The sequence below is a fragment of the Bdellovibrio sp. ZAP7 genome, assembly GCF_006874645.1.
Classification (GTDB): domain Bacteria; phylum Bdellovibrionota; class Bdellovibrionia; order Bdellovibrionales; family Bdellovibrionaceae; genus Bdellovibrio.
The window spans coordinates 1,198,898-1,225,409 of sequence record NZ_CP030082.1; the positions used below are offsets into that span (position 1 = coordinate 1,198,898).

The following is a 26,512-nucleotide window of genomic DNA, read 5'->3' on the forward strand; positions in this document are numbered from 1 at the left end:
TGTTTTATTCTGAGAAGCGTCGTTACTTGAATTATACGAAGGAGCGTTTTTATGAGAACAGCGATTAAAGCTTTAGTAGTGGTTGTCACACTTTGGGCCGGGATGGCTCAGGCGGCAGACCGTATGATTATTGTTAGTGGTACATCTGAAAAAGGCTTGGATCCAAACCTTGTCAGCATGACTGTAGAGGTTTGGAGCAAAGCCCAAACGGCGAAAGTGGCGCAACAGACAGCGGCCAACCAATTCAGACAAGTTAAGAAGGTCTTTGACGATTTTAAAATCAAAAAAGAAGACATTCAAACGGATAACTACAGCCTGAATCCGGAATACGTTTACGATCAGAAAACGCAAACGAATAAAATGGTGGGCTTCCGCGTGGTGCAATCTTTGGTTGTCACTTTGCGCAAAGTGGATGAAGCGGGACCATTCTTGGATGCTTTGGTCACAGATAAGCAAACAAAAGATTCCGGTGTGAACGTAAATTCTATCAATTGGGATTCAGATAAACGTTCGGCTGCTGAAACATCAGCTTTGGGTGACGCAGTTCGTGCAACAAAAGTGAAGGCCGAAGAAATCGCCAAAGCTGCGGGCGTTAAAATCAAAGGCGTAACAAGAATCAGTCATGGGGCACAGACGACTCAGCCGCCGGTTCCCTTGATGCGTAATTTTGCGATGAAAGCGATGGCCGATTCTGCTCCGACCGAACTAAGTGCGGGGCAAATCAAAGTCCGCGTTGAAGTGACAGCAGAATACGAAATTAATTAGTTTTGTTCGGGCTTCAGATAGAAGCCCATAAGTTCACTGGTACTGACAAAGTTGCCATCCTTAAAAGTGCAGCGATCCAGTCGGTGCCAGTCTTGGCCCACCTTAAACTCCACAATCTGTGGAGTTCCTTTTAATTCACGACAAATATTAAATCCAGGATTGCTGGTGGTGTTTAGAACTTTGTTTTTGTCGATGAACTTAAATTTAAACGCTGTCTTGCAATCAAGCTTTTGGCAGCTTGTGGAAGTTAAGATTGTCTTGTCTTCATTGTAACAATACGTCGCTTTGATTTCTGTGGTTTTTCCATCAGTGGTTTCGCGCAGCAAACCTTTTTCACAAGTCAGGGGAGTTTGTGCAAAAGACAATGTGAGTGCCAAAGTCAGTAGACTATTTAACATAGGTCACATCCCACGTGCGGCGAAAAAGATCAGGTTTGCTCATCCAAAACTGTCCCTGGCTACAGTTGTAGCTTTTGTCTGGGGAAGAGCATCCCTTGCCCCATGAGTTTTTAATTTTGTATTCGCACTGACCAGTTTTTTCGTTAAAGCGACGACCTACCAAGGTGACAGCGTGAAAGCTTGCCGAGCTGGGTGTCGAGGCAGGAGCACGGCGATCATAGATTGCATGGGAGTCAATCCCAAGACTCAGGGGATTGTTGGCGCTTAATTGTTCATCGATGATCTGAGCGTATTTTTCTTCACTTACGGCGCTGTCCACGGTATCTTTAAGGCCATTGAAAAATCCCTTGCGCTGAACGATCACGACTTCCGGTTTTGCCTGAATGCGGTTTTTACAGGTTTTATTGCGTAAACCTAAAATGAAATCTTCCTCGACAGTTTTATTAACGACATCCTGCACATCAGTAAGATTGATTTTTGGGAACATTTTTTTCGCTTCAGTATAAAGATCATTACAAGCTAAATTTTGTGACAAAATTTGGTTGCGCCCATAAATATCTAATTCCTTCAAATTGGCAGCGAAGTTACCACCTTGGTTGTCTTCGCTGGGTAATTCACTTTCCAGACAGAATCCATTCTTGGATGCCATTTGAAGAGCTTTATCAGTGAAGCCACCTCTGATATCAGGTGCGGCGGTACCCAAAATTCCGCGATCCATTCCAGAGATCCAGTCATCTTGATATGCGAGTGCTATGTCGACGGCAGAGATGTTTTTTTTCAATTTATAGGACATCAGATCTGCCGCCGTAAAAGCGTAGCACCAACCGACGGAATCTTGGTTTCGTGCTGGTGGCATATCTTTGCTCATATCCACAGAAGTGCAGACTTTGCGCTCCTTTGCTTCAGCGGCTAGGCCTTGCTGCTTTTTCTCTGCCAGATAATTTTTGTAGTCAGCAAAGCCGAATTCCTTGGAATAGTCTGCGAATTCTTTTTCGAACTGAGTGGTGTTTCCGTATTTGGCAGAAGTATCTAGATCGTCTTTGACTCTAAGGAACTCACGCTTACGAGATTCCTTGGTCATGCCATCGAGAAACTTGTCATCAACGCCCAAGAGTTGCTGCGTCGTTTGACCGCAGGCTTTAACCGACATTTTTAGTATCTGCACAGTTCTGGTTACGATTGTCTTGTCGTAGGAATCTTTAATTCCTTCATAGAGTTCTTTGGCGTCAGAGCAAGTCGTCGATTCGGCAACGGAGATACTTGGGAATAGAAATGGTAGGCACAACAGCGGTAAGTACTTCATCATTAGATTATCGGATGGAAGAAAGGCTATGGGGAGCAATTTAATAGGAGAAGTCTTAACATTTTTGAATAGAAATGAAGCATTGAGTGATGGAATTTCTGTGGCCAAAGGATATCAGCTCCTTTAAGTTGAAAATACACGACTAAAGGAGTGCTTTTCACATGATCGAAATGCTTTCGAATCCGCAAATCTGGATCGCGTTTTTCACATTGTTTGCCTTGGAACTGGTTCTGGGCATCGACAACGTTATTTTCATTTCCATTCTGGCAGGTAAGCTTCCAAAAGAACAGCAAGACAAAGCCCGTGTGATGGGTTTAAGCCTTGCCGTTATCACCCGTGTGATTTTGCTTTTCTCTTTAAGCTGGATTATTGGATTAACAGCTCCGCTATTCACGGTATTAGGCCAAGAAATCTCCGGTCGTGATTTGATTCTTCTGTTGGGTGGTTTGTTCTTAATCGTAAAAAGTACGATGGAGATTCACCACAAATTGGAAGGTGTCGAGGGGAGTCAGTCTAATCACGTGGCGCATTCCTTTAACGCCGTCATTTTCCAAATTTTGCTTTTGGACGTGGTGTTCTCTTTGGACTCTGTGATTACAGCCGTGGGCATGGTCAGCGAAATCAGCGTGATGATCGCAGCCGTGGTTATCTCTGCAGGTGTGATGATTGTTTCGGCAAAATCCATCAGTAACTTTGTGGATTCTCATCCCTCACTTAAGATCCTGGCTTTAAGCTTCTTGCTGATGATCGGTTTCACATTGATCGTGGAATCTTTGGAAGTACATATTCCAAAGGGTTACGTGTACTTTGCGATGGCATTCTCGGTCGGTGTCGAAATGCTGAATATTAAAATGCGCAAGTCCAAGAAAACCGAACCGGTTAAACTCCGCGAGCGTATCGCTGAAGAGCCAAAATAGGCAAAAAAAAGCGTGGCCTTAAAAACCACGCTTTTTTTATCTCAAATGGCGAAGATGACTATTGGCGGTTCATTTCTTCACAGCTTGATCTTTGAATAATCAAGTTGCTGAACTTTGCATCCATTGAACCATCACTGTTAATCCAGATTTTTAGATTAGCCCCACCAAGTCCACCTTCATTCAAAGTGATTGGGCTTTGTCCCTGTTTCACGGCATTTTTGAAATCTTCAGTCAGACGGAAGCCATATCCACCATGACCGTCGTTAGTTACATAACGGTATGAAACAATGTTGTTGTTTGTATCAAGAGTTACAGAGCATTCATTGCCTTTGGAATCGTGGCCTACGTAAGCTGCTTGACCTTGGGCATGTGCTTGAAGACCAATTACTGTCAAAATAACTGCTAGGGTTACTTTCATAAATCCTCCTGGGATTTTGTTATAGTTAGTTATACGGATTCTTTTTGTTTAATTAAACTTACCAATTTTTTTCCTAACTCATCCCGTTGATTCTTACTATCAGCAGTCGAGTATTTGATCAAAGCCCTAAAGTATTGGAGCTCTAAATCTGTGAACTTGATGTTGTACTCTAGTTTCTCGCTTATCTCAGCGTTTACACTTCGTTTGCCGGTTACAATTTGACGAAGATAAGAGCGATCTTTAATTCCCATCTCGTCAGCCCAGCGCTGATACGAAAAGCCACTTTCTACGGACTTACGGTAAACGTAGATCTGCTTCAGAAAGTGGTGCACGTTTAGGAATTCAAAAATATCAGGTATCTTCATGGCATTTTTCCTATTTCAAAAGCTGATCCCATCTCATAATCAGTAGGTTTCATCTTTACTGTCTGGACGTATTTCACCGCCAGCAATTGGCGGTCTTTCTTGTCTGCCGTGAGCAGCGATTTCGTACTCAGTGTTCGAGGGGAGAATACAGATGTCTAATGAGGCTCGCTATGGGCATTGTCAAAGTGTCAATATTTTAGTTTTTAACTAATTATTCCGATATATTAGGAATCATGAAGAGTTTGCAGTTCGACCTTAAGAAAGCATTATTTAATAAGCGTCTGGGCGTTTCGGAGCACCGGCAGTTTCAAATATTGGAAACGGCGCTTGAGCTTATTCAGAAAGACGGTTTTGAACAATTGCAGTTCGGGAATCTCGCAAAGAAGTGCAAGATTTCACGCACTCTTGTGCATCATTACTTTAAAGACAAATTGGAATTGGCGAATAAACTTTTGGATTTAAGTACTTTGCATCTCCAGCACGAAGTGCAAACAGCACTTTCTCGAGAGAAAAAGACTGAAAAGCATTTTGAAGTTTATTGTAAGGCGACTTTGGATTGGGCCGCAGAGCATTCGCTGGAAGCCACGGGGCTTTTGTTATTTATTAATTTGTCTTCTCATAACATTGAGATGCGCCAAAGGAATGATGAGCTGAGCGCGCTCGGACGGCAAAGAATCAAGCTTTTACTGACTCAGGCCGGAATGGCGGGGCCGAGCTTAGATTCAAATGCTCAAATGGTGCAGGTGTTGCTGACGGGATGTTATCTGGTTTTGCTTTCAGAGAATCGCAATTCCAAAGAGTCCCTGCAACTCCGCAAAGATTGCTTGAAAAGCTGCCTTTCGATCGCTGTCTCAAAATGAGATTTCTCTGTGAGAGATCGGATCGAGTTTTGCTCTCTAATTTAATATGAAGTTGGCCTTTCTTTTAGCAACGATTATATCGCTTTGGACCGCTACATCTGCCTTTGCCCAAGTCAGATGTGAATCCATTTTTGTCACTGCGGAAACGCTAGGTGACTATGGCGTCAATGCGGAGTCGATGGCCCCTTACTATATCGCCATGTTTCGTACGACCCAAATCGTCAGTGGTCTTAACTCTCGTTCTGGTGTTATCACCCAAGATATTCTTAATTCAGCTTCTTCGGAATATGGCACGATCATCACGAAATTCAGACCGCGTGGAAACCTGATGAGCCAGGACGGTCAATTTCGCGATCTGGTGAACGAGAATATCGAATTTGTTTTGCAAACTTATTCTGAACGCCGTGACTGGTCGCCGGATTTACGTATTCATCTGAAAAAAGAAGCCGAGCACTACGCTGAACAAAGCACCTACATCGAAGTTAGAAAGCTCAATCAAGATACTTACCTTCCTGAGGGATTGATCGGCACGATGAAGATCGTCAAAGTCGGGGTGGAAACTCGACTGAAGAAGCTTCCGCTGGAAGCAGACTTCTTGGTTACTATGCCCAGCAATAATGGGAAAAAATTCGAGCCCGCAAATTTCGTGGTGGATAAAGACCAAAACAAACTTGGAACTTCCGAAATTTTTGCGCAATTGATTTTACATGCTCGTGAACAACTGAAGGATCCGGGTCATGAGCCGGGTAAAATGATGTACTATACTCCTGCCGATCGCCTGGGTGTGAAGATGTACGGGAAGCTGGGATTTTCTGCTGTCCCTGGTTTTGAAGCTCCTATTAAAGAAGGAGACAAAGACTGGTGGATGATTGGTAGCTCCGCTGAAAATTTGGCGACCTTGCCACAACGGTTGGCGCAAAATAAAGCTCAATGGAGCCCAGAAGACGTTGAATGGATGTCAGAGCTGGTAAAAAAATTTGAAGGCTTGCGCGGAACCAGAACTGAAATTGAGAGCCGTCGCACCCGAGATGTCATCAATGCCGAAGGTGCTCGTGAAGTTCAAGAGATGGGTGTCTTCATCACAGAGCCTTTTACTTATAATGATAAAAACTATCGTCGCTTGGACGTTCATTCCATCGGTGGCGGCGATGTGGATATTCAAGTAAGGATTCCCGACGAACAATTCCCTTTGCAAAATGGCTGGCGCTTTAAAGAACAAGGCATTTATATGTTCTATCAAGACGGGATCTTTAAAGTCCAAGATCCGTTAATGAAGATATCTTTAACTATGAAGGTCGACGGGGCTTTTAAAAAGCCCGAATACTTAAAGGTTAAAGAACGGCATTATGATCTAAGAGCTCGATTTTAAGTCGGCGTTATTTGAATACCTTGCGAGCTTTTACGCACGCGATTCTTTTTTTCTAAAGAAGTCAGCGTGCGGATCACCGTTTCCACAGTCAAATTCGTCCATAGAGAAATTTCTTTTCGAGTCAGGCGACAGAAGCCGTCCTCGTCCTTGAAATGTTCTAAAGTTCTTAGAACCTTTTCCACGGCACTTTTCGATTGCAGTATTACGACGCGCTCATAAGTATCCATTCCACGCTGACAAGCGCTTTGCAATAATAGCAACGCCAGATTGGAATCTACTGAAATCAGTTCGCGCACAGTTTTAAGCGGGAAGCTGCACAGGCGAGACTTTCCCTCGGCTACATATTCCAGCCTTGTCGGTTCATCTGAGACGGTGCTGGTCAGGGGAAAAAGGTGATTGGCTGTGAAGCTGGAAACTAAGTGCTCCCGACCTTCGAGATCTCTTTCGATGGTGTTAATTTTTCCTTCGGCGACGCAAAACATACTCATCGGTAAGCAGCCCTGACTGATCACGCAGCTTGCAGAATTAACCTGATGAATGGATTTGGCTTTAAGCAGCGCAGTTGCCGTTGTGTCTTTAAGCTTCAGCTTACGATTTAAAAGAAAACAGTTTTGGCATTGCTTCGAAGAGTGCTTCATAAACACGAGCCCCTATCATAAGGAATTTCCACGCCGTATGATTTGCATCATATCCGTCAAAGATACAAATCATTCTTAGCCCCCCGGTGCTTCCCATCATAATTATTTCAATGAAGCATCTTTTGTTTGGTTCAGTGGAGGTAAGAGAGTGAAGTGGTTTAGTGGGCGCGGATTGAAATTCAAATTCATTTGCTCGGTGATTGTGTCTTGTATGATTTGCGCGATGTGCGCTCTGGCCACAGGATTGTATTTCAATGGTGTTCAGTTTCGTTCCAGTCTCGTGGATAAAGCGCGAACTATCCACTCCCGGTTGAATGCGGCTTCCAGGTACGTTGCCAACCAGGGCGGATTACAGCCGATGATTGAGCGCTATACCAAACTCTATACAGATTCTTCGCAATTGACTGAAGAGGATCGTAAGATCATTTTGCAGCAAGTTCCGATTTATGCGGGAATGGCCATCGGTGCTTCCGAATCTGAAAAAGAACATTATCGCTTCCGTGTGTTCTCTGATGAGCCGCGCGATAAGAAAAATACTGCAACCCCGGTGGAGATGGAAATCTTTAAAAAATTCGAGCAGGATAAAAACCTCCAAGAATTTATTATCAACACCGAAAATGAAGTCAGCGTGTATCGTCCAGTGCGTTTGAAAGAGTCTTTTGGCTGTCTGACTTGTCACGGTCACCCCTCCACCAGTCCCTGGAAAAATGGCAAAGATATTTTGGGCTATCCGATGGAAGACTGGAAGGACGGCAAGCTTCACGGTGTGTTTGCTGTTCATAGTAACGTGAAGGAAGCCAAAGCGGCGGAAATCAGTAAAGGTGATAGTTCCCCAACGACGTTTATGGCGATATTCGTGTTCTCGGGAAGTTTGGTGTCTTTAGTGATCGCGGCGTTCTTTGTAAAGGGAGCGCTGGGGCAGTTGCAGGATGTTTCAAAAGTTTTAAAAGAATCAGGTGAACATGTAGAGAAAGCTGCGCAACAGATAGCTGAATCTTCGAGCTCCCTTTCCAAGGCCTCCACGGTGCAAGCTTCCTCATTAGAGGAAACAGTGGCGACTATGGAAGAGATGTCTTCGATGGTAAAGCATAACTCTGAAAGTGCGAAAGAAGCTGCGGCGTTGGCATTGTCGGCAACGAAAGTGGCAAGCCTTGGGGGCAAGCAGATTCAAGAACTTGTGCATTCTATGACCCAGATTTCAGCAGACTCTAAAAAAGTCGTCGAGATCACCGCAGTGATTGATGACATCGCTTTTCAAACAAATCTCTTGGCCTTGAACGCGGCGGTAGAAGCCGCGCGCGCGGGTGAGCAGGGGAAAGGCTTTGCCGTGGTGGCTGATGCTGTTCGCGGCCTTGCTCAGCGCAGCGGCGAGGCGGCTAAAGGCATCGCTGCTTTGATCAATGAAAGTGCCGCGCGCATTGAAACCGGTGAAGCCCAAGCCCAAAAAGGTGGCGCTGTGTTTGAGGAAATTTTAGAGGCTGTCAATCGTATGGCGGAGCTGAATGGAAATATCTCTGAATCAAGTGAAGAGCAAAGTCGAGGCATTGCCCAAATCGGGCAGGCGATGAATCAATTGGATCAAACCACTCAACAAAACGCCGCAGTCTCTGAAGAAGCAGCTGCTTCGGCAGAGGAACTCTCCTCGCAGTCCACCAAGCTGAAATCGTCGGTAGATATCTTAGAAGGCGTGGTTTTCGGGGTAAAATAGAAAAAAAGCCGCTCTTTTGAAGCGGCTTTTTCGTTATTTGGCTTTTACTGGGAACAAGTATGTCGTCGTCATGGCGGCTTTTTCCGAGATCGAGTGGATCTCGTAAATTTCCACCGCAGCACCTGTTTGTTCCAGTTTCTTATCTAAAAGATAAGCTTCAACACGCGGATATACTTTCAAAGGTCCGATGCCTGGTGAGCCGGTAAAGACCGCTTGTACATAGGCATGAGCCGGGATTTCACCCTCTTTCATTTCTTCTGGCGCTCCTGCTGGCATCGCTTCGATAATGCACCCAACTTTAGAGCGCAGACGGGCTTCTTCAACTTGGCGAGGATCATCAAGGTATTCACCAAAAGTACGTTGGCAAGTAACGCCCTTTTCCTTCATGAATTTTTCAACGCGTTCGATTACCTTATTCACTTTGTGGTAGGGGCCTACGTGTTCAATGTAAATCGTTTTGAACGGGCCTTGTTGAACTTCAGAAATTTGCACGCCTTTGAATGCGCCCAAATAAGTCGCTAGATAAACACCGAAAGAAATAACCGTCACCACGACGAAAACTAAAATATATCTCATTGTACTACTTCCATTTAATTGAACAGCCCATAGAGGCTGTTTGTTCTTCAGTAACTTTTTGATTTTTTAAAAGTGATTGAACCGCATCATACAACTCGCGCTGAGTGACTTTGTTGGCATCTTTCCACGAATTATCCAGGCGACCACGGTACGTAAGCTTTAAAGCACCGTCATAGACAAAGAAATCAGGCGTACAAACGGCGCCGAAAGCCTTCGCCACTTCCTGTGATTCATCGACCAGATATGTGAAAGAGTAGTTCTTTTCTTTCCAGCGTTTTGCCAAGGCTTCAAAGGAATCTTCAGGATGATCTTTGGGATCATTCGAGCAAATTCCCACGACATTGACACCGTCTTTTTTAAGATCAGTTCCCAGAGCGATCAAGCGTTCCTCAACAGCTTGAACATACGGGCAGTGAGCACAAATAAACATCACTACCAGTGGTTTTCCATTGGAAAAATCTTTTAATGAGTAAGTTTTGCCATCAACTGCCGGAAGTTTAAAGTCCGGAGTGGCATTCCCCAAATCAGGAAACGGAGTAAACGTAGTAGCCATATCTAATCAACCTCCATTTTCGATTTTCGAGTCTCTAAAGATCAGCCCAGCTGATCTTTTTTTTGCCTTGGTAAAGGCTGCCATCCGCTTCCATCGCCGTGTACTTTTCCTTTAGTAATGGATGTAGGTTCAAAGCGGTTAGCAAAGACAACTGCTCCGTCGGGCTTAAAGGTTGGTCACAGTGTGAAGCCGCATCTGTTAATTCAAACATCAAGCGATCCAAGAACGCTGTGTAGTCTTCACCTAATAAAGGCGCGCCTTCGGGCAAAGATTCCAAAATGCTTGTCGAAGTTTCCACAGACTTAGGAGATGACGTGATATTGACACCCAAACCGATGATGAAGCGAACTTCATCCGCTTGTGCGACATTTTCTAAAAGAATACCCGCCACTTTTTTGTCACCGATGTAAATGTCATTCGGTGCTTTCAAGTTCCATTTCAAAAACGGCCAAGTTGCCGAGCAGGCCCGATACACAGCCAAACCCACCAGGCATGAAGCTGTCGGTTGCGGCATCATCGGCAAAAGGTAAGACCAAGAACTTAATAGGGAAGAGCCCGGCTCAGAATCAGTCCACATGTTTTTACCACGACCGCGCCCCGCTGTCTGGTGATCTGTCACGAACAGACAAAGCTGTTGTTCCAACAAGTCTTCTTCGAATGCCAATTCTTTGGCAGTCAGGTTCGTGCTTTCTTGCTGATGTTTGTATTCCACATGCAGGTGATTGTTACGAGCCCACTTGGCGGTCACATCTCCGATGCGAATTTCACTCATGGGATTTTCGTTGGTCATTATTCCTCCCAGGCAAAGATCAATGAAACGTCAGCAACCGGAGCTGAATGAGTCAACGCGCCGACAGAGATAAAGCTTACGCCAAGTTCTGCCACGGAGCGAACGCGCGCCAAATTCATGTTGCCGCTGGCCTCTGTGTGAACGCCTTCTGGAACCAATGCCAAAGCTTGCTTTAGCATGTCGTTATCCATGTTATCCAAAAGAAGGTGCTTTACGTTCAAGCCAACAGCTTCTTTCACTTCTGCCAACGTGCGAGTTTCCACTTCCATCGGAAGATTGCTGTGCTCGCGCGTGCGGTTCACGGCAGCCGTGATTCCACCCATGACAGAGATGTGGTTGTCTTTGATAAGAATCGCGGTGCTTAAGTTCATGCGGTGATTGACGCCACCACCATGAAGCACGGCTTTTTTCTCAAGCTCGCGGTAACCAGGAGTGGTTTTGCGAGTATCCAGGATTTTAGTTTTTGTATGCTGAACTTGTTTTACAAAGCGGCGAGTGACCGTCGCGATCCCTGACAAGTGACCTAAGAAATTCAAAGCCACGCGTTCGGCTTTCAAGATTTGTACGAGGTCGCCTTCGATCGTGCAGATGATTTGGCCATTCAGGACTTCATCGCCCTCTTCGAAATGCCATTTCACGCGGCAGTTAGGTTCAAGGGTTTGCATCGTTTGCTCAAATGGAGCTGCACCAGAAAGAACCAGGTCTTCTTTGGCTTTTAAACGAGCTCTGCCGATTTTTGGAGTGAGTGCGAGTGATTCTGTTGTGACATCGCCATTAGGCATGTCTTCTTTGATAGCGGCGCGGATTAATTCAACCAATGTCATAGAACCTCACATGTAGGCGTACCTTGATGTGAGGGTGAACGGAAAAGAAGGTACTAGATAGATTTCTCGGTTTCGCGCATAAGTTTATTCAACTCTTCGCGAACGATACGTTCTGCGATCTCGGGAAGGAGTTTCCAGCAAACGGATTCAATCACTTCGCGAGCTTCCTCACGAACAATCTTTTCCATCATTTCGTTGGACAAGTCCACCTTGGATTGGGTTTTACCCTGAGCATTAGCCGGTGAGGGTTTTGCCCCTGCAGCACTCGGTTGCGCTTTATTTGCAGAAGGACCTTTGTTTAAGGTCTCCATCATTTGATCTTTTACAGATTTTTCGACTTTTCCTAAGAAAGAATCCTCAGGTAAAGCTTGTGGGGGAGCCTTCGCTGCCACAGTTGTCGGTCTGTCAGTCAGATCGGGACCGTTTTCTTCAAAACTGATCTCTTCAAAATTTCCAGAAACTTCGATGTGCGCGTTTGAAAGATCCTCGTCTTGAGGAATTACAAACTTAGACGCAAAATCGTCTGTTTCGGCCTGAGGGATGTTCAATTTAAATTTTGTTAAATCCTGATGAGCCCAGCCATTTTCGTCCATTTCCTCTTCGCTTTTAGGCGTCGTCAAAGGAACAGAAGCGAATTCCTCATCAGGTATATCCAAGCTTAAAGCTTCGTCTTCGCTGATCTCTGGAATCGCATCTAAACTTAACTCAGAGTTTTCGGCAGGCATCTGCACTCCGCTCTCTGCCGGCATTTCTTCAAATTCAGGCATTTCGGGGAATGTCAGGTATGGGCTAACGGGATTTTCAGATGTTTTTTTAACGAGTTTGTTCACCAAACCACGCAGGTGCTCTGCATCGAAGGGCTTTTCCAAGCGGTCGTCGGCTTTGGATTCAGAGACTTTACCTTCATCGATTTCCATGAAGCCACTCCACATCAAAACGACGGGAATATTTGCAGTTTCGGGATCGTTTTTAAGTTCCTGGCTGACTTCGTAGCCGTTTCTTTTTGTCAAAAGTACGTCTGCAAAAATAATATCTGGTTTGAAGCTTTTCGTGACAGGTAAAACGTCAAGACCCACAGGGACTGCTTTTACTTCGACCGCGAAGTCGGACAATGCCAGTTGCATTACCTTTTTGATTGTGGAACTCTCATCTGCAAGTAAGACGCGTAAAGCCATAAGCAAAGTTAAATAGGATTTTGGACCTGAGTCAAGGAAACTCTAAGAATGAACAGAATTGATCGATACACATCTTGGCTTTTCTTCGGTTACTTCCTGGGTGGCCTTTTGATTTTCCTGACGTTGTTCACGGCTGTCGATGCGATGTCGACGATTTCTGAATACAAAGGTGTCAGCACAACCACGATTTTCACTTACTACCTTTACTCGTTTCCTGACATTATTTCGAAACTTCTTCCGGTCGCTTGTTTATTGGGCACAATCCTGACTCTGACGAACTTAAACAAGAATAATGAACTCGTCGCGTTATTTTCGGCAGGGATGAGTCTTCTACGTATCGCGACTCCGGTTTTGTTCTGGGTGACGCTGATTTCTTTGGGTGGTTATTTTATGACCGATCGCCTGGTTCCTCGCGCGAACACTCAAAAGAACTACATCTTGTACTATGAGCTTAAAAAAGAGCCGCATCGCTTTTCGACGGTGAAAACCAATAAGATTTGGTACCGCACGAAAGATGCGATTTTCAATATCAAAACCTTGAGTGCCAAGGGTGATCGCGCTCAAGGTTTGACGATGTACTTCTTTAGCGACGAGTGGGATTTGATTCAGATGATCACCGCTCACGACGTTGAAATTAAAGGCAGTCAGTGGCTCTTAAATACGGGGACGGTGACCTTGTTTACTAAGGATTCCAGCTTCCCTTTGACCACAGATTTTAAAACCAAAAGCATCGTGATGGCCGAAGATTCCAAGGATCTGCAAAGTGCGGGTCAGACAGCTGAAATGATGTCCCAGGGCGAACTAAAGCATTTCATCATGAAGAATAAAGATGCGGGTTTGGATACTATTGCCTATGAGGTGGGCTATCAGTCGAAATATAGCTTTGCCTTTGCGGGGCTTGTCATGAGTCTTTTAGGACTCCCTTTTAGTGTGGGGAGAGGCCGTTCAGGCGGGACTATGATCAATCTGGGTATCTGTCTGGGCCTGGTTTTCGCCTATTACGTGATGTATTCCTCTGGAATTACTCTGGGGCAGCATGGGTCAATACCTCCGGTGGCAGCCGCTTGGGCCCCGAATATCTTAATGACCGGATTGGCCTTGGTCCTTCTCAAAAGGCTGAAACGCTGATATAATGGGGGCCTCGTTGGAGGCCCTATGATCATGAAAATCCTCACTTTCCCTGACCCAAGATTGCGCGAGGTCGCAGACCCTGTATCGCTATCTGAGTTCGGCACACCTGAGCTTAAAAAGCTTCAAGAGGACATGATTGAAACTATGTACGATGCTCACGGTATCGGTTTAGCAGCTCCCCAAGTGGGCGAGCTTCGCCGTATGATCGTCATCGACACTCGCCCCAAAGACGAAAAGGGCCGTCGTTATAAAGATCAAGAAATGACTGATTTGGAAAAACAAGTTGAGCAACCTTTGGTGTTGATCAACCCAACGATCGTTAAAGGTGAAGGTAAAACGACTTTTGACGAAGGTTGCCTGTCGGTTCCAGGTTATTACGAAACCGTTGAGCGTTACGATTACATCGAAATGAAAGCCTATGATGTGAATGGCAAAGAGTTCATCGTGAAAACGGATGGTTTGCTTGCGATCTGCATGCAACACGAATTGGATCACCTTGAAGGCACATTGTTCATCGATCACTTGAGCTTCGTAAAATCCAACAAGATCAAAAAACAAATTCAAAAGCACGGCTATCCAACGAAAGAAGAATTGGAAAAAGCTCGTTCAAAACAAGTTGAAGGCGAAGAGCGTGAGTAAGGTCCGCGTCTGCTTCCTGGGGACACCAGAATTTGCTGTCACATCTTTGAAGGCCTTGCTTGCAGATGAACATTTTGAAGTTGTCGGAGTTGTGACTCAGCCGGATCGTCCTGCGGGTCGCAAAATGCAACTCACTCCAAGCCCGGTAAAAGTCCTAGCACTTGAGCACGGTCTTAAAGTTCTAACCCCTGAATCCCTTAAAAAAGATCCTGAAGCCGTCGCTGAAATTCGCTCCTGGGGAGCGGAAGTCGGCGTTGTCGTGGCTTTCGGTCAAATCCTGACTCAAGACTTTATGGATTCATTCCGCTTTGGATGCGTGAATGTCCACGGTTCGATCCTGCCGCGCTGGCGCGGAGCTGCTCCAATTCAACGTGCGATCGAAGCAGGCGATGAAGAATCCGGCGTGGCTTTGCAAAAAATGGTAAAGAAATTAGACGCGGGCGACATTATTGGTATTCGTCGCGTGAAGATCACTCCCGAAATGCATGCTTTACAGTTGCACGATGTGCTGGCTGACTTGGGTGCAGATTTATTGCGAGTGGAGTTGATGGATTATGTGCGCGGAAATTTGGCGCCAATTCCTCAAGATGAATCTTTGGTGACGATTGCACCAAAAATCGACAAGGCAGAGTCTTTGGTTGATTGGAGCAAGTCAGCGAAGTCCATCGACGGTAAAGTTCGTGGTTTCGTTTATGGACCGGGTACTTACACAGTGATTGATGGTAAAAAATTAAAACTCCATGTTGTGCGGCCTTTGCCCGCATCGGGTTCAGCTAAGCCAGGCACAGTGACGGCGGTTGACGCAGACTCTGTGACTGTCGCAACGGGTGATGGATTATTGAAATTGCTTGAAGTTCAGCCTGAATCCCGCAATCGTATGAAAGTTGCCGATTTCTTAAAAGGCCACACTTTGAAACCAGGAGATCACATTGGCTAAAATGGTTGCCCCTTCGATTCTGTCCGCGGACTTTGCAAACCTTGAAAAAGAGGTGAAAGCAATCGCCGCTGCCGGAGCAGACTGGGCCCATGTTGATGTGATGGACGGTCACTTCGTTCCAAATCTGACAATCGGTATTCCGGTTGTGAAAGCCCTTAAAAAAGTTTCTCCGATTCCTTTAGATGTTCATTTGATGATCACTGAACCTGAAAAATACGTGGCGGATTTCATCAAAGCCGGCGCTGATTATTTGACGATCCATGTGGAAGCAACAAAAGATCCCGCATCGGTTCTTCGCCAAATCACGGCGTTGGGTGCAAAGGCGGGGATCACTCTGCGTCCTGGAACTTCGATCGATACGGTTATTCCATTGCTAAATCTGTGCGATTTGGTTTTGGTGATGACGGTGGAACCTGGATTCGGTGGTCAGTCTTTCATGCACGGGCAGATCGCCAAGATCTCTCGCTTGCGCCAAGAAATTTCCAAACAAAACCTAAACTGCCTGATCGAAGTCGACGGTGGTATCAACGCCGAAACAGCCAAGCTTTGCAACGAAGCCGACGTCTTCGTCGCCGGCAGCTACGTCTTCAGTCAAGACTACAAAAAAGCCATCGCTTCCCTCAGGTAACAGTTCCCTTTTCGGAATGCAGCGCGGAACCGCCGCGGTTCCGAAAAGTGTCGCCTTTAAGAAAAGGCTGCATTTGTACTGTATGACCCGGTTACGACTCCAGTAGTGTTTCCCTGTCGAAATTACTCTGTTTTGAATTTCTCTGGAACGGTCTTATTAATGGTTCGCATAGTTAATAAACTGAATAACCATTATTTGCCGGGAGAAGAACGTGTCGAACGCGAAACTAGCACTTGCAGTTTTAACGGTCCTTGGAATGTCGTTGAGCTTTCAGGAAGAAGCCCACGCTGGTGGTGTAAAAGGCCACAAGCATCACATTAAATGTGGTCACAAACCACCGAAGCCACCTAAACCGCCAAAACCACCAAAGCCGCCGACGCCTCCAAAACCTACGACACCAACACCGACTCCTTCTCCGACTCCTGTAACGCCGGTGCCGACGCCAACACCAAGTGTTCCGGCAAACCCGCAACCGACGCCGCAACCATCGGCGACGCCAACTCCATCGGCAACTCCAAAGCCACAGCAACCTCCGGCAAAACCGGAGGAAAAGCCACCTGTGAAGCCAGCGGAGCCGACAAAGGAGCCAGCTCAAGAGCCTGCAAAGGAACCGGCAAAAGAACAGCCAGCACAAACGGATAATCAGAACAATGAGCAAGAGCCAAATGAAGCTGCTCCAGCTCCAGAACGTCGTGACAACAAACCGAAAAGAAAATTGAAGGCAAAATTATTGCCAGCGTTTTTCTTGAACTTCGACTGGGGTACTCAGGTTGTCAATAAAACGGCATATAATCCACGTTTGGCAAAAGCCCTGACTTCTGCAGTGAAAGAAGATTTCAATGCGGCGAACGACACTTTGCTTTCTGGTGATTATTCCGGGGGCTTTCAAGTGACGAAATATAAAAGTGTTGCTGCAGGTGTCGGCGTGAACTTGATGTTCTATTTTGAAAACGCCACGGGCCTTGCTCAATCTTTCTGGGGGAGCATTGGTTTGATTCCTTTTGAAGGTCGCGACATGGTCTCCACACGTAACGTAAGAACACAGTCAGAAGCGCGTAGCTTTCCAGCTCTGTCCTTGCCAGGAAAGGCTTCTGATTTTAATGCTTGGGCGACTGGTGACAATGTAACATATGCGTCGAATGGTGGAATTATCTTCTCATCATCAGTGGGCTTTGCCTCTGTGGGCGCAGGTCCAACTTACGTAGCGCAAGGAACTTTCCAAACTTATGTTGAAAAAATTGATAGCCAAAATGTTTACGTCCGTATTGATGACGTAAAAATTGATACTTTACAGGCTCAAATGTCAGTTTCTTTGGCAACAGTGAGTACATCGAAATTCAAAAGTGTTTCTGATGGCATTTCGTACAAGATTAACGTACAGGATCCAGACGGTGCTAAAGCTTATAGTGATTTGATCAGAGGAAATGTCGCGGGCGTGCAAAAGTATGCGGCTAAAAATCCTCAAGGTCCTGTGACTAAGTGGGAAAAAATCAATCAACGTCAAACCGGTAAGCTGAATAACTTTTTCTTTGGTATTCCAATTTTGGCTTACAAAACGTGGTCTGCAGGTAAAATCTTTGATATTTCTTCCACTCAAGCGTTCTATGATCAAACTAACTCCGATGTTCAATACGGAATTTACTTGAAAGAAAAACGCAGCAAGCAGGGTGACACTCATACGTCTATGACAGAAGCCTTTTACGGAGCTGTCGTTAAAGTGAAAGACTTGAAAGAGCGCAGAGTTGAAAAGGCACTTTTCGGACAATACACTTGGACTGCTGATGATGAATCTTCAAGTCACAAAGACGTTCGCACTGCGATCAAAGAGTTGGTTAAAAAGACGGGCATGGCAAATGTCCTGATGGTGAATCTGCCGACGTTAACTGATTTGCAGTATGCGAAAGTGAACTTCACAGCGACTTTGGATGAAGCACAGACTTTAAAAGTGATGCACAAGATTTCTGCTATGTCTGAATATCAATTCAAAGCGCTAGTAAATAAAAAAGCTGAAGAATACACACGCAACTCCGACACCTGGGAACTTTGCCGTAAAGACGAAGGCATGAGCAGCTGTGATATGCGCCTTAAGTGGAGTGCCAATGATGCCGCAGAAAAAATGTACTCTGCGGTTGGCGATATGGAAATGTATGCGAACCGCAACGACAAAGCGTTCGCCAATTCGTATGCAAATTTCGGTAAAGAGATGCTACGAAGCCCGTTCTTGTTCCAAACAGTATTGGATATCGCTGGAGCAGGTGTGGAGATGAACTACTCAATCAACAACACGTTCATGTCTTCGTATAATGTGAAGTACACGACCACGAATATTCCTGGTCGTTACTTGAAAGAATATGTGAAGCCAGTGATCTCTGAAGTTCCTGGCGTCACGAAAGATGCAGTGAAAAATGGCTTGGCAACTCTGCCACCATTGAAACCAGCACTTTAAAGAGGTAAATCTCGGGGCGGAATCTTTCCGTCCTCCAGATACACCATCATGTAATTTTCAGAAACAGCCTTCAGTGCACTGGCAACCCGGCGAGAAATCGCCGGGACTAACATGGAATAAGCCACGTCGATATCGACGAATTTAAAGTTTTTAATTTCCATCATCGACACCACAACGTTTTGTGCCTGCTTCTCGCTTAAATCGATCGTTCCGAACAGAAAACTCAAGTATTCACCTTTTACGTCTTTGTTCGAGATGTAATCGATCGCCAGGACATGGGTCGGGGTGATGTTAATTCCCAGATTTTCGCGAACCTCTCGCATCAGTCCATCCATTGGGGATTCCTCGGCCTCAACCGTGCCACCAGGCAGGATCCATCCCGCAGAATAGCTGGGTTGAACTAAAAGCAGCTGGTTTTTATAAAATATCAGGGCACAGGTGCTAACGCGTTTACCGGGGAGTGATTCATAATATTCTTTGTCGTCTCTAAAGGCGGGTCTAGCCATAGTGGTCTCCTTGACCTCGAGCTCAGGTGCTTCCAGAATTGTAGAGCAAGTAGTTTTATTTTTGTTGTTACAAAAGGAGAAGATGATGAAAAAAATGTGGCTCGTTCTGGCTTTGTTCTTGGGACTATCGGGCACAGCGCACGCTGGCGTTATGATTGAACCATATTTGGGTTTTGAGATGGGTAAATTCACTGACAACAATCCAGATGCAAAAACAGAGTTGGTCAACATGGGGGCGCGTCTTGCTTGGACTACTCCTGTCATGTTGTGGCTTGGTTTGGATTACAACTTGGGTGTGAGCGGTAACTACAAACCTGATTCAGGTTCTAACGAAACAATGAAGCGTAATACATTGTTTGCTGTGGCTGGTATCGACCTTCCGATCTTGCTTAGAGGTTGGGTTGGTTATGGTGTAACGAGTGAATTGAAAATGGATGGCGGCTCTAACGCGAAATACACTGGCAACCCGATCAAAATTGGTGTGGGTTTCACAGCTCTTCCGTTCATTTCTTTAAATCTTGAGTACATCAACGAAAACATCAACAAAGTTGAAACTAACAGTGGTACGGACAACAGCCCAGACAACAAAGCAAGCTCTTATATGTTGTCAGTTTCCTTGCCTCTTCACTTCTAATTTTGATCTCACAATTCGAGAGAAAAAAAGCCGGTTCACAGCCGGCTTTTTTATTTGATTGGGCGCAGCGTTATCGGTAAAGTCGGGCCTCGTTTTAAGACTGAACCCGAAAGGCCCCCACCATGCAACTTACCGGTGAAAACATCACTATTGAAAACCTTTATAAAGCCGCGCACACACCATCCACGAAAGTGGAGTTGGCGGACTCAGCTCGCGCTGCGATGAAAAAGTCCCGTGACTATATCGAAGGCCGTATTTCCGGTGGCGAAGTAATGTACGGTGTGAACACTGGTTTTGGTGCTTTCTCTTCAGTGCGCATTTCTGATTCTGAAATTGAACAACTGCAAAGAAACTTGATCCGTTCTCACTCCATGGGGATCGGGGCTCCTTTCACAAAAACTGAAACACGCGCGATGATGATCTTGCGTGCGAATGCTTTGGCTAAGGGTCATAGCGGTATTCGTCCGACAGTTGTTGATAAAATTTTGGAATTTTTGAACAACGACATCATCCCGGTTGTGCCATCTCAGGGTTCTGTGGGCGCATCGGGTGACTTGGCGCCACTGTCTCACTTGGCTTTGACTATCATCGGTGAGGGTGAGGCTTGGGGAGCTGATGGCAAACCAGTTCACGTGAAAGAATTATTAGAAAAGAAAAAAATCACAGCTCTTGAATTGAAGGCCAAAGAAGGTCTTTCCATGATCAATGGTTGTCAGGTGATGACTTCCATCGGTTTGCTTTCTTTGTGGGAAGCGCGCCGCTTGTTGTGGATCGCGGACCTTGCGGGAGCCATGACTGTTGAAGGGATGAGAGGTTCCAGAAAACCTTTCGATCCATTGATTCAAGCCAGCCGTCCTCACGCGGGTGAAGGTAAAACAGGTCGCAATCTTATCAAGCTTATGGGGGAGTCGAGTGAAATCGGCGACAGCCATTTGCATGAACACCAAGATCACCGCGTTCAGGATGCATACTCTCTTCGTTGTATGCCAGCGGTTCACGGTGCTGCGAAAGATGGTATCCGTCACGCCGTTAAAGTTTTGGAAATCGAAGCAAACTCTTCGACAGACAATCCGTTGGTATTCGCTGATGCGAACAAAGTTCTTTCTTGCGGTAACTTCCACGGTATGCCCGTGGCACACGCGATGGATTTTGCAGGTATCGTAATTTCTTCTCAAGCAAGCATTTCTGAGTGCCGTATTTCTAAATTGATCTCGACACAAATGAGTGACCTTCCTCCGTTCTTAACACCAAACGGTGGTTTAAATTCCGGTCACATGATCGTGCAAGTGGCAGCAGCTTCATTGGTAAGTGAAAACAAAGTTTTGGCACATCCAGCGTCAGTGGATTCAATCCCGACATCTGCTGAAAAAGAAGACCACGTTTCCATGGGAACCATTGCAGCAAGAAAATTTGCACAAATCCTAAGAAACGCAGAACACGTGGTAGCGATGGAATTGCTTTCTGGTGCGCAAGCGATTGACTTGATCGCTCCACTAAAACCATCCGCAGCTGTTAAAGCTGTGCATGATCACATCAGAAAAACAGTTCCGTTCGCAAAAGAAGACCGTATCTTCCATAAAGACGTTGAAGCTATCAAAGCGATGATGATCTCTGGGGAACTAATGAACATCGTCGAAAAAACAGTGGGTGAACTAGAGTGGTAAAACAGTGTCTCTGGTTGAGACACTGATAACCTAATGTTCCCAAATTCCTCTGTAATTTGATGGCGGTTTTTTTACGTCAATCACTTCTAATTTAGCCGTGGGCAGATAGCGCTCAGCCTGCGGTTCAATTTACACCTTCTCCTTCCGATTATAGACTACAATGGTAATCGGGGGATGAATGATGAATGCACCGTCAAAAATCGGAGCCCTGCTTTTCGCTCTGAGTAGTTTAGTTGTCAGTTGCGCTCCCTCAGGCAATTCCTGGCAATTGGATCAATCATCAAGTTCAGAAGAATCCGATCAAGGAGTTAAACCAACTCCGACGCCATCAGTGTCGCCAAAACCATCGGTAACCCCGTCGCCAACAGTTTCACCAACTCCATTTCCGACAGTTAGTCCGACGCCTTCAGTAACACCATCTCCAACCGTAACGCCAACTCCAACGGTAACTCCGACACCAACTGTCTCGCCGACACCTACGGTTTCGCCGTCACAGTCGCCAAGCCCAACGCCATCGCCGTCAGCGACTCCGTCTCCAACGGCAACACCAATGGTGACAATCACTGAGGTCGTGAACAGTCAGATGGCGACATCTCACGAAGCTAAAATTCCTGATATCCGTTACGAGTGGCAAAAAAAGCCGGAAATAATCATGCAGTCTCCAGCGGCCGCAGATATTCCAAGTTGGTTTCCTTACACGAAACCTGCATGGTGTACGTTGCTAAATTCTTGGATGCAGGTTTTTGAAGCCGAAGGCAACACAGCAACGAACACGCGCGTTCAATATCGTAATTTGAAAATTTACGTGCTGTCTGAATCCACTCGCACTTGGAAGCTTCTGTCCAATAATGTGGGCCCAGGAACTGACACGTGGAAATATCCATTCGATTTCGCAGCCGATGGTGGAACTCGTAATGAAACAACCGGCGGAGTTTCCTTCAAACCTAAGTACCCGCAATTTGCCCATGGTTATGGTTCGCAAAACACCATCGTCCCGCAAGACGTACGCGCGGTGTTCGTATCGATGGACACGCGTTTGATATTGGATAAAGCAACCGGCACAGATGATCGCGCTTCTGCACGCTATCTGGTGAATGTCGGCGCTGACTATTGGCCGAACGCTCAAGCCGTTAATAACTCCTGGTCCTATGCGCCGGGAGTAGGGCAAGGCCGGTTTATCATTGCGACTCCCGAGTGGAGAAAAGCAACTATGATCGTGCCTAATGGTCGCTATGGTTCATCAATGCAGGAAATGATCTCGAATCCGCCTCCTTTAGATTAATAATATAAATTCCTAAATAAGAAGCACTGCAGAACCTAACAAGGGTTTTGCTGTGCTTTTGCAGAAATTCGACAGCTTCTTTTGATTCCCTCGCAAAGATGGTGCTAGATTGGCGGCATCAAGAGGAGTTGATATGAAAGCATTGACGGCGTTGATTCTTACAAGTTTCCTGGTTCTTCCCGCGTTTGCGAAAAAAACGATTTGGGTGACTGGCACTGGCAGTGCTTCTGGTTCTTGCAAAGGCGGAGATTCTTTCTGCCCACGTAATCTTCAGTCTCGCGCTGAAACCACCGCGAAAAACAATGCAAGTTCAACTTGCACTATCAAGGGTGGCGTCTCGATGGGAATTCCATCTTGTTCATCCCATTGCTCGCCAGGATATATTTCCCCGGGCAATAGCGCTTGGGTAAGCTGCAATGCCAGCTGCCGTGTAAGCTGCCGCGTGGATGACAACGTTCCTGGATTTGGTTTGCAACCAAATGGTTTCTTCGAAGGCACTGACGAAGAAATTTAATAAAATTAGATTTCGATAAAGCGACCCACCCGGGTCGCTTTTAGTTTCATCTCAGACCGATCGCTCGGGGAACGCTAATTCTATGCATTGATATACGACTAGTGGCTTAAAACCATTTCATACTTGATCGGCTTGATTATGGTTGCTACTTGTAGGCAATGGATTTTATTGGTCACATATCATTTTCTGTCTCAGATTTTCAAAAATCTCTAGCGTTTTACGATGCAGTACTGGGCGAGCTTGGACATCAACGAATGTATACCGCTGCTTCAGGGGCAGGTTGGGGTAGATCTGTAGGAAGAGAGTTTTTCGAGATCAAAAAACGCGTTGAAAAGGCAAGCGCACCGAGTGAAGGTTTTCATTTGGCTTTTCATGCTAACAAAAAAGAGGAAGTTCATCGATTTTATGAACAGGCTCTGAAGCATGGAGGCCGAGACAATGGAGCTCCTGGGCCTCGCCCTGATTACGGAACAGACTACTACGCAGCTTTTGTCATTGATCCTGATGGCTATGAGCTTGAAGTAAAATTATTCGTGTAGACTGACTAAACCTATTGTTTCTAATCAAAAGCCTGTCCCTAAAAAGACGGGCTTTGTCGCGTTTAGAGGCCGTCCTATGGCGATAAGCCACGTACGAAATTGATTCATGCCAGACCTGTAAAATGAAATAGTGTCCTCTGAAATAAGCGGCGGAAAAATTTGGATTCAGCTGTGAGGAGCGGTTTTAATCGTCGTCATTTAGTTTTACAAAAAAATTCAGTTTCTGCTCTCGTTTGCTCCAGGAGATTACGCCGAGCTCCTATTGCGCTTTGGTGACCACAGCCGGATCCTATTCACTCGTGATTAGGAACTCTGGGGCTGATCTCTGCAGTCTCAATTAACGTAAGGATGATTCATGCAAAGAAGACAAGTCTTGCAATCCGTTGGCAGCTCTTTGGTTACTGCTCTATCACTTGCTACTATTTCCAGAACTGCTGAGGCAGCAGTTTTGCCACCAAGTTTGGCTCAAGGAGACATCGGGTCCGTAGCAGAGCTGCGCACTACAAAACCCTCAGCTAATGGCGCTAAGATGACAGTAAGAAGCTATCATTCGGGGCTTAACGTTGGTGGTGGCGACTTTATCGGTTATTTATCAAGTGGAACAGATGATGGCGGGACTGTCTTTGCTGGCAGTGGCTTTTATTGGCGTCGTGTGATCAATGATCCCAACAATCTGACGGTGTTTGATTTTGGTGCAAAGGCCGACGGTAAAACTGATGCATTACCGGCAGTCAGAGCGATGTTTGATTGGTCAAAAGCTAACTATCCCACACTTGGCATTCAGTTTCCTGCGGGCACGTTTTTTATGTCAGGTTTTAATTTTGGAGCAGCAGAAATACCATTCTTCCGTATGGCGGGAGCGAACGTAAATTTCGGTTATTTCGCGGGGACGACGTTGCTTTCGGATGGAGCTACGAGTTCTTTGATTAAAGTAAATGCGCGCAGGGTAGAGCTTTCAAATCTGGTCTTCAAGGGACAGGCTGATACAAAACCAAATTACCAAGGGTTCTTTGATAATATTTGTACTGGTGGACAGTTTTTCCGAGGCTCCTGTTTGCGCTTTGATAAAGTAGGGGGCGCTTCTATAAGTCTTTTGGATACTCTAGATTGCAAAATTGACCAATTTTACGCAAGTGCCTGTCAAAATGATGTGATCAGAGCCCGTTGGTCAGGGCGAGCAGCTGGAAATTGGGATCACAGCACTGCGATTGAACTTTCCAATTTCAATTTGCAAAACTGTAAAAGCGGCAAGGTTTTAAACTTGCCACGCTGTACTCAGTCGCTAATTTATAATGGGTGGATCGAGCACTGTACTAATCCAGGAGATATCTCCAACGGACAATGGATTCTTGATGCATTCAGTATTGAAGACTGTGAGAACCCGTTGAATGCGCGTTGGTCGCGCTTGAATTCGCGTCAGATTAATTTGCAATCTGGAAGCAGTATTGACAATTCCATGCAAGGCACTGACCCTAGCCGCTGGTTGAGTGCTTGGGAGATGGGTTCATCAAGAGTTGAGTCCTTTGGTGCCGCTTTCGACGGAAGTCTGAAATATAATTTCCTTACTTCACGTTTTAGACTTAGCAACGATACTGGTCAGGCGACTTGGTTTCAGTTGGGAAATTTCTTTACGCCTAACATGGGAGATAGTTGGGAAATTGAATTATTTGGTCAAACACAGTACGGCAACGGTAGTGACACTCAGGTACTAATGAATCCGGTTAATGGGAAAACCACTGGCGGGCGCGCTGTCATTCACATGCAACACAAAACGGATAAGTTGGCAGAGGCGAGTTGGTCAGCAGAAGGAAATTCTCCGGTGCAGGAAGTGCGAATTGTGCAACGATCTGCTACAGATACTAGAGTATTCGTGAAGATTGCGAACTGGACGCCAATTGTTATGGTGTTAATGAAGACTAACGGTAAGGATCGCTTTATGGCTGGGCAATGCATACGCTTTGACGCCGTCATGACAGCTGAAACTCCTCCGAGTAACAGTCTAGTAGCTCCTCAGCGCTTTAGTTTGCACAATGGAAAAGCCGGAATCGGTGGCAACGAGCAGGGTGATTTGTTGATGGCGTCGCGAGTTCTAACTGCTTCGCAGGTCGACACAAGCAAAGCCAAAGGCTATTTGTCTGTGGTGATCAATGGTGAACAAGTCGCCATTCCTTATTTTGATGTGAAGTAAAATTCTTGTTTCTAATCCAGAGCCCGTCCTAAAAAGACGGGCTTGTTGCGTTTAGAGGTTGGATGGAATGAATAGATTCAATATGCCTGTGCGTTTTAAGCCATGAGTTGGCTTAAAAGCATTTACTAAGTGACCTGTCAGAGATTCGTAGCTATAAGAAACTATGGTTGAATTGAAACCAACGGAATTGAAAGGATACAGAATCCAACTTCGCTCCTTAAAAAAAGGGGATGCAGTTCCGTTGTTCCATCACTATTTTGGCTCCACATCGTCCTCTAAATTCCTCGCACGCCAACCTTATAAGTCCATTGAACAGGTGGACGATTTTCTAAATCAGTGGACGCAAAACGCTTGGAGTTCGGCTGGGAGTCCGTTTGCATGGGTCATTGCAGATATTGTTGCGTCGGAACCCATCGGCATCTTTCTGGTATTCCCGAAAATGCAAGAAGTTGAAATTCACTATGGAATCTCAGAAATGCACGCGGGTCACGGATACGCATCTGAAGCTTGTGATCTAGCTACAACTTGGCTGCTTGATCAGAAAGGAATTGAACTTGTTCAGACTGCTGTTGACGTCGAACATTTTGCGACGCAAAGGGTTCTAGAAAAATCAGGATTTCAGAAAAAAGAAATTCTAAAGAATCGACTGGTACTACCGGCTTTTGGACCAGAATCTCGCGATGCAATTTTATATCAAAAAAATAAGTTAGCTTTGGCCAAGTAATCCTTATTTTCCATTCAAAGC

Annotated in this window: 28 protein-coding genes; 17 read left to right on the forward strand and 11 right to left on the reverse strand. The window is 45.7% G+C overall.

The window, feature by feature from the left end; genetic code table 11:
• Window positions 1–51: 51 nt before the first annotated feature.
• Window positions 52–765 carry an SIMPL domain-containing protein gene (locus DOM22_RS05845; RefSeq protein ID WP_142699473.1) on the forward strand — a complete coding sequence of 238 codons (714 nt, stop codon included), beginning with the start codon at window positions 52–54 and terminating at the stop codon, window positions 763–765.
• Here the strand turns inward: DOM22_RS05845 and DOM22_RS05850 are convergent.
• On the reverse strand, window positions 762–1,163 hold the full coding sequence (locus DOM22_RS05850; RefSeq protein WP_246845860.1) for a hypothetical protein: 402 nt from the start codon (window positions 1,161–1,163) through the stop codon (window positions 762–764). The genes DOM22_RS05845 and DOM22_RS05850 overlap by 4 nt on opposite strands.
• Window positions 1,153–2,469, reverse strand: coding sequence for a C1 family peptidase (locus DOM22_RS05855; RefSeq protein ID WP_142699474.1), 1,317 nt, complete (start codon window positions 2,467–2,469; stop codon window positions 1,153–1,155). The genes DOM22_RS05850 and DOM22_RS05855 overlap by 11 nt, the downstream gene beginning before the upstream one ends.
• A 158-nt stretch (window positions 2,470–2,627) precedes the next feature.
• Between DOM22_RS05855 and DOM22_RS05860 the strand changes: the two genes are divergently transcribed.
• The gene (locus DOM22_RS05860) at window positions 2,628–3,383 is read left to right on the forward strand and encodes a TerC family protein (protein WP_142699475.1); all 756 of its coding nucleotides are present in this window, start codon (window positions 2,628–2,630) and stop codon (window positions 3,381–3,383) included.
• A gap of 58 nt (window positions 3,384–3,441) precedes the next feature.
• Here the strand turns inward: DOM22_RS05860 and DOM22_RS05865 are convergent, their stop codons facing one another.
• Both DOM22_RS05865 and DOM22_RS05870 read right to left on the reverse strand, forming a co-directional pair.
• Entirely contained in the window at window positions 3,442–3,801 is a 360-nt protein-coding gene (locus tag DOM22_RS05865; protein WP_142699476.1) for a hypothetical protein, read from the reverse strand.
• Between the two features lie 29 nt (window positions 3,802–3,830).
• Window positions 3,831–4,166 carry a TIGR02147 family protein gene (locus tag DOM22_RS05870; RefSeq protein WP_142699477.1) on the reverse strand — a complete coding sequence of 112 codons (336 nt, stop codon included), beginning with the start codon at window positions 4,164–4,166 and terminating at the stop codon, window positions 3,831–3,833.
• A 233-nt stretch (window positions 4,167–4,399) separates the two neighbouring features.
• On the opposite strand from DOM22_RS05870, the gene DOM22_RS05875 reads away from it, so the two are divergent.
• Both DOM22_RS05875 and DOM22_RS05880 read left to right on the forward strand, forming a co-directional pair.
• Window positions 4,400–5,026, forward strand: coding sequence for a TetR/AcrR family transcriptional regulator (locus DOM22_RS05875; protein ID WP_142699478.1), 627 nt, complete (start codon window positions 4,400–4,402; stop codon window positions 5,024–5,026).
• Between the two features lie 46 nt (window positions 5,027–5,072).
• A complete protein-coding gene (locus DOM22_RS05880; RefSeq protein ID WP_142699479.1) occupies window positions 5,073–6,395 on the forward strand; it encodes a hypothetical protein in 1,323 nt (440 codons plus the stop codon).
• On the opposite strand, the gene DOM22_RS05885 is transcribed toward DOM22_RS05880, so the two are convergent.
• On the reverse strand, window positions 6,392–7,033 hold the full coding sequence (locus DOM22_RS05885) for a Crp/Fnr family transcriptional regulator (protein ID WP_142699480.1): 642 nt from the start codon (window positions 7,031–7,033) through the stop codon (window positions 6,392–6,394). The genes DOM22_RS05880 and DOM22_RS05885 overlap by 4 nt on opposite strands.
• Before the next feature lie 148 nt (window positions 7,034–7,181).
• Between DOM22_RS05885 and DOM22_RS05890 the strand changes: the two genes are divergently transcribed.
• On the forward strand, window positions 7,182–8,741 hold the full coding sequence (locus tag DOM22_RS05890) for a methyl-accepting chemotaxis protein (RefSeq protein ID WP_142699481.1): 1,560 nt from the start codon (window positions 7,182–7,184) through the stop codon (window positions 8,739–8,741).
• Between the two features lie 33 nt (window positions 8,742–8,774).
• On the opposite strand, the gene DOM22_RS05895 is transcribed toward DOM22_RS05890, so the two are convergent.
• From DOM22_RS05895 to DOM22_RS05915, 5 genes are read right to left on the reverse strand one after another with little or no spacing between them, the layout of a single operon-like run.
• Window positions 8,775–9,317 (reverse strand): GyrI-like domain-containing protein, encoded by a 543-nt coding sequence (locus DOM22_RS05895; protein WP_142699482.1) that lies wholly within the window; start codon window positions 9,315–9,317, stop codon window positions 8,775–8,777.
• Between the two features lie 4 nt (window positions 9,318–9,321).
• Window positions 9,322–9,870 carry a thioredoxin family protein gene (locus DOM22_RS05900; RefSeq protein WP_142699483.1) on the reverse strand — a complete coding sequence of 183 codons (549 nt, stop codon included), beginning with the start codon at window positions 9,868–9,870 and terminating at the stop codon, window positions 9,322–9,324.
• A gap of 34 nt (window positions 9,871–9,904) precedes the next feature.
• Window positions 9,905–10,660, reverse strand: a complete 756-nt coding sequence (locus DOM22_RS05905) for a biotin synthetase (RefSeq protein WP_142699484.1) — start codon at window positions 10,658–10,660, stop codon at window positions 9,905–9,907.
• Entirely contained in the window at window positions 10,660–11,484 is an 825-nt protein-coding gene (nadC, locus tag DOM22_RS05910; protein WP_142699485.1) for a carboxylating nicotinate-nucleotide diphosphorylase, read from the reverse strand. Before nadC ends, DOM22_RS05905 begins: the two co-directional genes overlap by 1 nt.
• 53 nt (window positions 11,485–11,537) lie before the next feature.
• A complete protein-coding gene (locus tag DOM22_RS05915) occupies window positions 11,538–12,659 on the reverse strand; it encodes a PleD family two-component system response regulator (RefSeq protein WP_256373421.1) in 1,122 nt (373 codons plus the stop codon).
• A gap of 48 nt (window positions 12,660–12,707) precedes the next feature.
• On the opposite strand from DOM22_RS05915, the gene lptG reads away from it, so the two are divergent.
• From lptG to DOM22_RS05940, 5 genes are all read left to right on the forward strand, one after another.
• A complete protein-coding gene (gene lptG / locus DOM22_RS05920) occupies window positions 12,708–13,787 on the forward strand; it encodes an LPS export ABC transporter permease LptG (RefSeq protein ID WP_142699487.1) in 1,080 nt (359 codons plus the stop codon).
• 27 nt (window positions 13,788–13,814) lie between these two features.
• Window positions 13,815–14,429, forward strand: a complete 615-nt coding sequence (gene def / locus DOM22_RS05925) for a peptide deformylase (RefSeq protein WP_142699488.1) — start codon at window positions 13,815–13,817, stop codon at window positions 14,427–14,429.
• Entirely contained in the window at window positions 14,422–15,366 is a 945-nt protein-coding gene (gene fmt / locus DOM22_RS05930; protein WP_142699489.1) for a methionyl-tRNA formyltransferase, read from the forward strand. Before def ends, fmt begins: the two co-directional genes overlap by 8 nt.
• A 1-nt stretch (window position 15,367) precedes the next feature.
• Window positions 15,368–15,994 carry a ribulose-phosphate 3-epimerase gene (gene rpe, locus DOM22_RS05935; protein ID WP_142702117.1) on the forward strand — a complete coding sequence of 209 codons (627 nt, stop codon included), beginning with the start codon at window positions 15,368–15,370 and terminating at the stop codon, window positions 15,992–15,994.
• A gap of 211 nt (window positions 15,995–16,205) precedes the next feature.
• Window positions 16,206–18,440, forward strand: coding sequence for a hypothetical protein (locus DOM22_RS05940; RefSeq protein ID WP_142699490.1), 2,235 nt, complete (start codon window positions 16,206–16,208; stop codon window positions 18,438–18,440).
• Here DOM22_RS05940 and DOM22_RS05945 read toward each other — a convergent pair.
• The gene (locus DOM22_RS05945) at window positions 18,437–18,946 is read right to left on the reverse strand and encodes an NUDIX hydrolase (RefSeq protein WP_142699491.1); all 510 of its coding nucleotides are present in this window, start codon (window positions 18,944–18,946) and stop codon (window positions 18,437–18,439) included. The genes DOM22_RS05940 and DOM22_RS05945 overlap by 4 nt on opposite strands.
• 82 nt (window positions 18,947–19,028) lie before the next feature.
• Between DOM22_RS05945 and DOM22_RS05950 the strand changes: the two genes are divergently transcribed.
• The 7 genes from DOM22_RS05950 to DOM22_RS05980 all read left to right on the forward strand — a co-directional run bounded on the left by DOM22_RS05950 (window position 19,029) and on the right by DOM22_RS05980 (window position 26,491).
• Complete coding sequence (locus DOM22_RS05950) at window positions 19,029–19,580, forward strand: outer membrane beta-barrel protein (RefSeq protein ID WP_246845862.1); 552 nt, start codon at window positions 19,029–19,031, stop codon at window positions 19,578–19,580.
• Window positions 19,581–19,702: 122 nt separating this feature from the next.
• On the forward strand, window positions 19,703–21,244 hold the full coding sequence (gene hutH, locus DOM22_RS05955) for a histidine ammonia-lyase (protein WP_142699492.1): 1,542 nt from the start codon (window positions 19,703–19,705) through the stop codon (window positions 21,242–21,244).
• Window positions 21,245–21,422: 178 nt separating this feature from the next.
• Window positions 21,423–22,526 (forward strand): hypothetical protein, encoded by a 1,104-nt coding sequence (locus DOM22_RS19990; RefSeq protein WP_142699493.1) that lies wholly within the window; start codon window positions 21,423–21,425, stop codon window positions 22,524–22,526.
• 133 nt (window positions 22,527–22,659) lie between these two features.
• On the forward strand, window positions 22,660–23,040 hold the full coding sequence (locus tag DOM22_RS05965; RefSeq protein WP_142699494.1) for a hypothetical protein: 381 nt from the start codon (window positions 22,660–22,662) through the stop codon (window positions 23,038–23,040).
• Between the two features lie 158 nt (window positions 23,041–23,198).
• Window positions 23,199–23,579, forward strand: coding sequence for a VOC family protein (locus tag DOM22_RS05970; RefSeq protein ID WP_142699495.1), 381 nt, complete (start codon window positions 23,199–23,201; stop codon window positions 23,577–23,579).
• Between the two features lie 355 nt (window positions 23,580–23,934).
• Window positions 23,935–25,767 carry an amylovoran biosynthesis protein AmsF gene (locus DOM22_RS05975; RefSeq protein WP_142699496.1) on the forward strand — a complete coding sequence of 611 codons (1,833 nt, stop codon included), beginning with the start codon at window positions 23,935–23,937 and terminating at the stop codon, window positions 25,765–25,767.
• 163 nt (window positions 25,768–25,930) lie between these two features.
• Window positions 25,931–26,491, forward strand: coding sequence for a GNAT family N-acetyltransferase (locus DOM22_RS05980; RefSeq protein WP_142699497.1), 561 nt, complete (start codon window positions 25,931–25,933; stop codon window positions 26,489–26,491).
• Window positions 26,492–26,512: the final 21 nt, after the last annotated feature.

Coding starts and splice junctions, on each gene's coding strand:
- DOM22_RS05845 (WP_142699473.1), top strand. CDS start 52: ATGAGAACAGCGATTAAAGCTTTAGTAGTGGTTGTCACACTTTGGGCC.
- DOM22_RS05850 (WP_246845860.1), bottom strand. CDS start 1,163: ATGTTAAATAGTCTACTGACTTTGGCACTCACATTGTCTTTTGCACAA.
- DOM22_RS05855 (WP_142699474.1), bottom strand. CDS start 2,469: ATGATGAAGTACTTACCGCTGTTGTGCCTACCATTTCTATTCCCAAGT.
- DOM22_RS05860 (WP_142699475.1), top strand. CDS start 2,628: ATGATCGAAATGCTTTCGAATCCGCAAATCTGGATCGCGTTTTTCACA.
- DOM22_RS05865 (WP_142699476.1), bottom strand. CDS start 3,801: ATGAAAGTAACCCTAGCAGTTATTTTGACAGTAATTGGTCTTCAAGCA.
- DOM22_RS05870 (WP_142699477.1), bottom strand. CDS start 4,166: ATGAAGATACCTGATATTTTTGAATTCCTAAACGTGCACCACTTTCTG.
- DOM22_RS05875 (WP_142699478.1), top strand. CDS start 4,400: ATGAAGAGTTTGCAGTTCGACCTTAAGAAAGCATTATTTAATAAGCGT.
- DOM22_RS05880 (WP_142699479.1), top strand. CDS start 5,073: ATGAAGTTGGCCTTTCTTTTAGCAACGATTATATCGCTTTGGACCGCT.
- DOM22_RS05885 (WP_142699480.1), bottom strand. CDS start 7,033: ATGAAGCACTCTTCGAAGCAATGCCAAAACTGTTTTCTTTTAAATCGT.
- DOM22_RS05895 (WP_142699482.1), bottom strand. CDS start 9,317: ATGAGATATATTTTAGTTTTCGTCGTGGTGACGGTTATTTCTTTCGGT.
- DOM22_RS05900 (WP_142699483.1), bottom strand. CDS start 9,870: ATGGCTACTACGTTTACTCCGTTTCCTGATTTGGGGAATGCCACTCCG.
- DOM22_RS05905 (WP_142699484.1), bottom strand. CDS start 10,660: ATGACCAACGAAAATCCCATGAGTGAAATTCGCATCGGAGATGTGACC.
- nadC (WP_142699485.1), bottom strand. CDS start 11,484: ATGACATTGGTTGAATTAATCCGCGCCGCTATCAAAGAAGACATGCCT.
- DOM22_RS05915 (WP_256373421.1), bottom strand. CDS start 12,659: ATGGCTTTACGCGTCTTACTTGCAGATGAGAGTTCCACAATCAAAAAG.
- lptG (WP_142699487.1), top strand. CDS start 12,708: ATGAACAGAATTGATCGATACACATCTTGGCTTTTCTTCGGTTACTTC.
- def (WP_142699488.1), top strand. CDS start 13,815: ATGATCATGAAAATCCTCACTTTCCCTGACCCAAGATTGCGCGAGGTC.
- rpe (WP_142702117.1), top strand. CDS start 15,368: ATGGTTGCCCCTTCGATTCTGTCCGCGGACTTTGCAAACCTTGAAAAA.
- DOM22_RS05945 (WP_142699491.1), bottom strand. CDS start 18,946: ATGGCTAGACCCGCCTTTAGAGACGACAAAGAATATTATGAATCACTC.
- DOM22_RS05950 (WP_246845862.1), top strand. CDS start 19,029: ATGATGAAAAAAATGTGGCTCGTTCTGGCTTTGTTCTTGGGACTATCG.
- hutH (WP_142699492.1), top strand. CDS start 19,703: ATGCAACTTACCGGTGAAAACATCACTATTGAAAACCTTTATAAAGCC.
- DOM22_RS19990 (WP_142699493.1), top strand. CDS start 21,423: ATGATGAATGCACCGTCAAAAATCGGAGCCCTGCTTTTCGCTCTGAGT.
- DOM22_RS05965 (WP_142699494.1), top strand. CDS start 22,660: ATGAAAGCATTGACGGCGTTGATTCTTACAAGTTTCCTGGTTCTTCCC.
- DOM22_RS05970 (WP_142699495.1), top strand. CDS start 23,199: ATGGATTTTATTGGTCACATATCATTTTCTGTCTCAGATTTTCAAAAA.
- DOM22_RS05975 (WP_142699496.1), top strand. CDS start 23,935: ATGCAAAGAAGACAAGTCTTGCAATCCGTTGGCAGCTCTTTGGTTACT.
- DOM22_RS05980 (WP_142699497.1), top strand. CDS start 25,931: ATGGTTGAATTGAAACCAACGGAATTGAAAGGATACAGAATCCAACTT.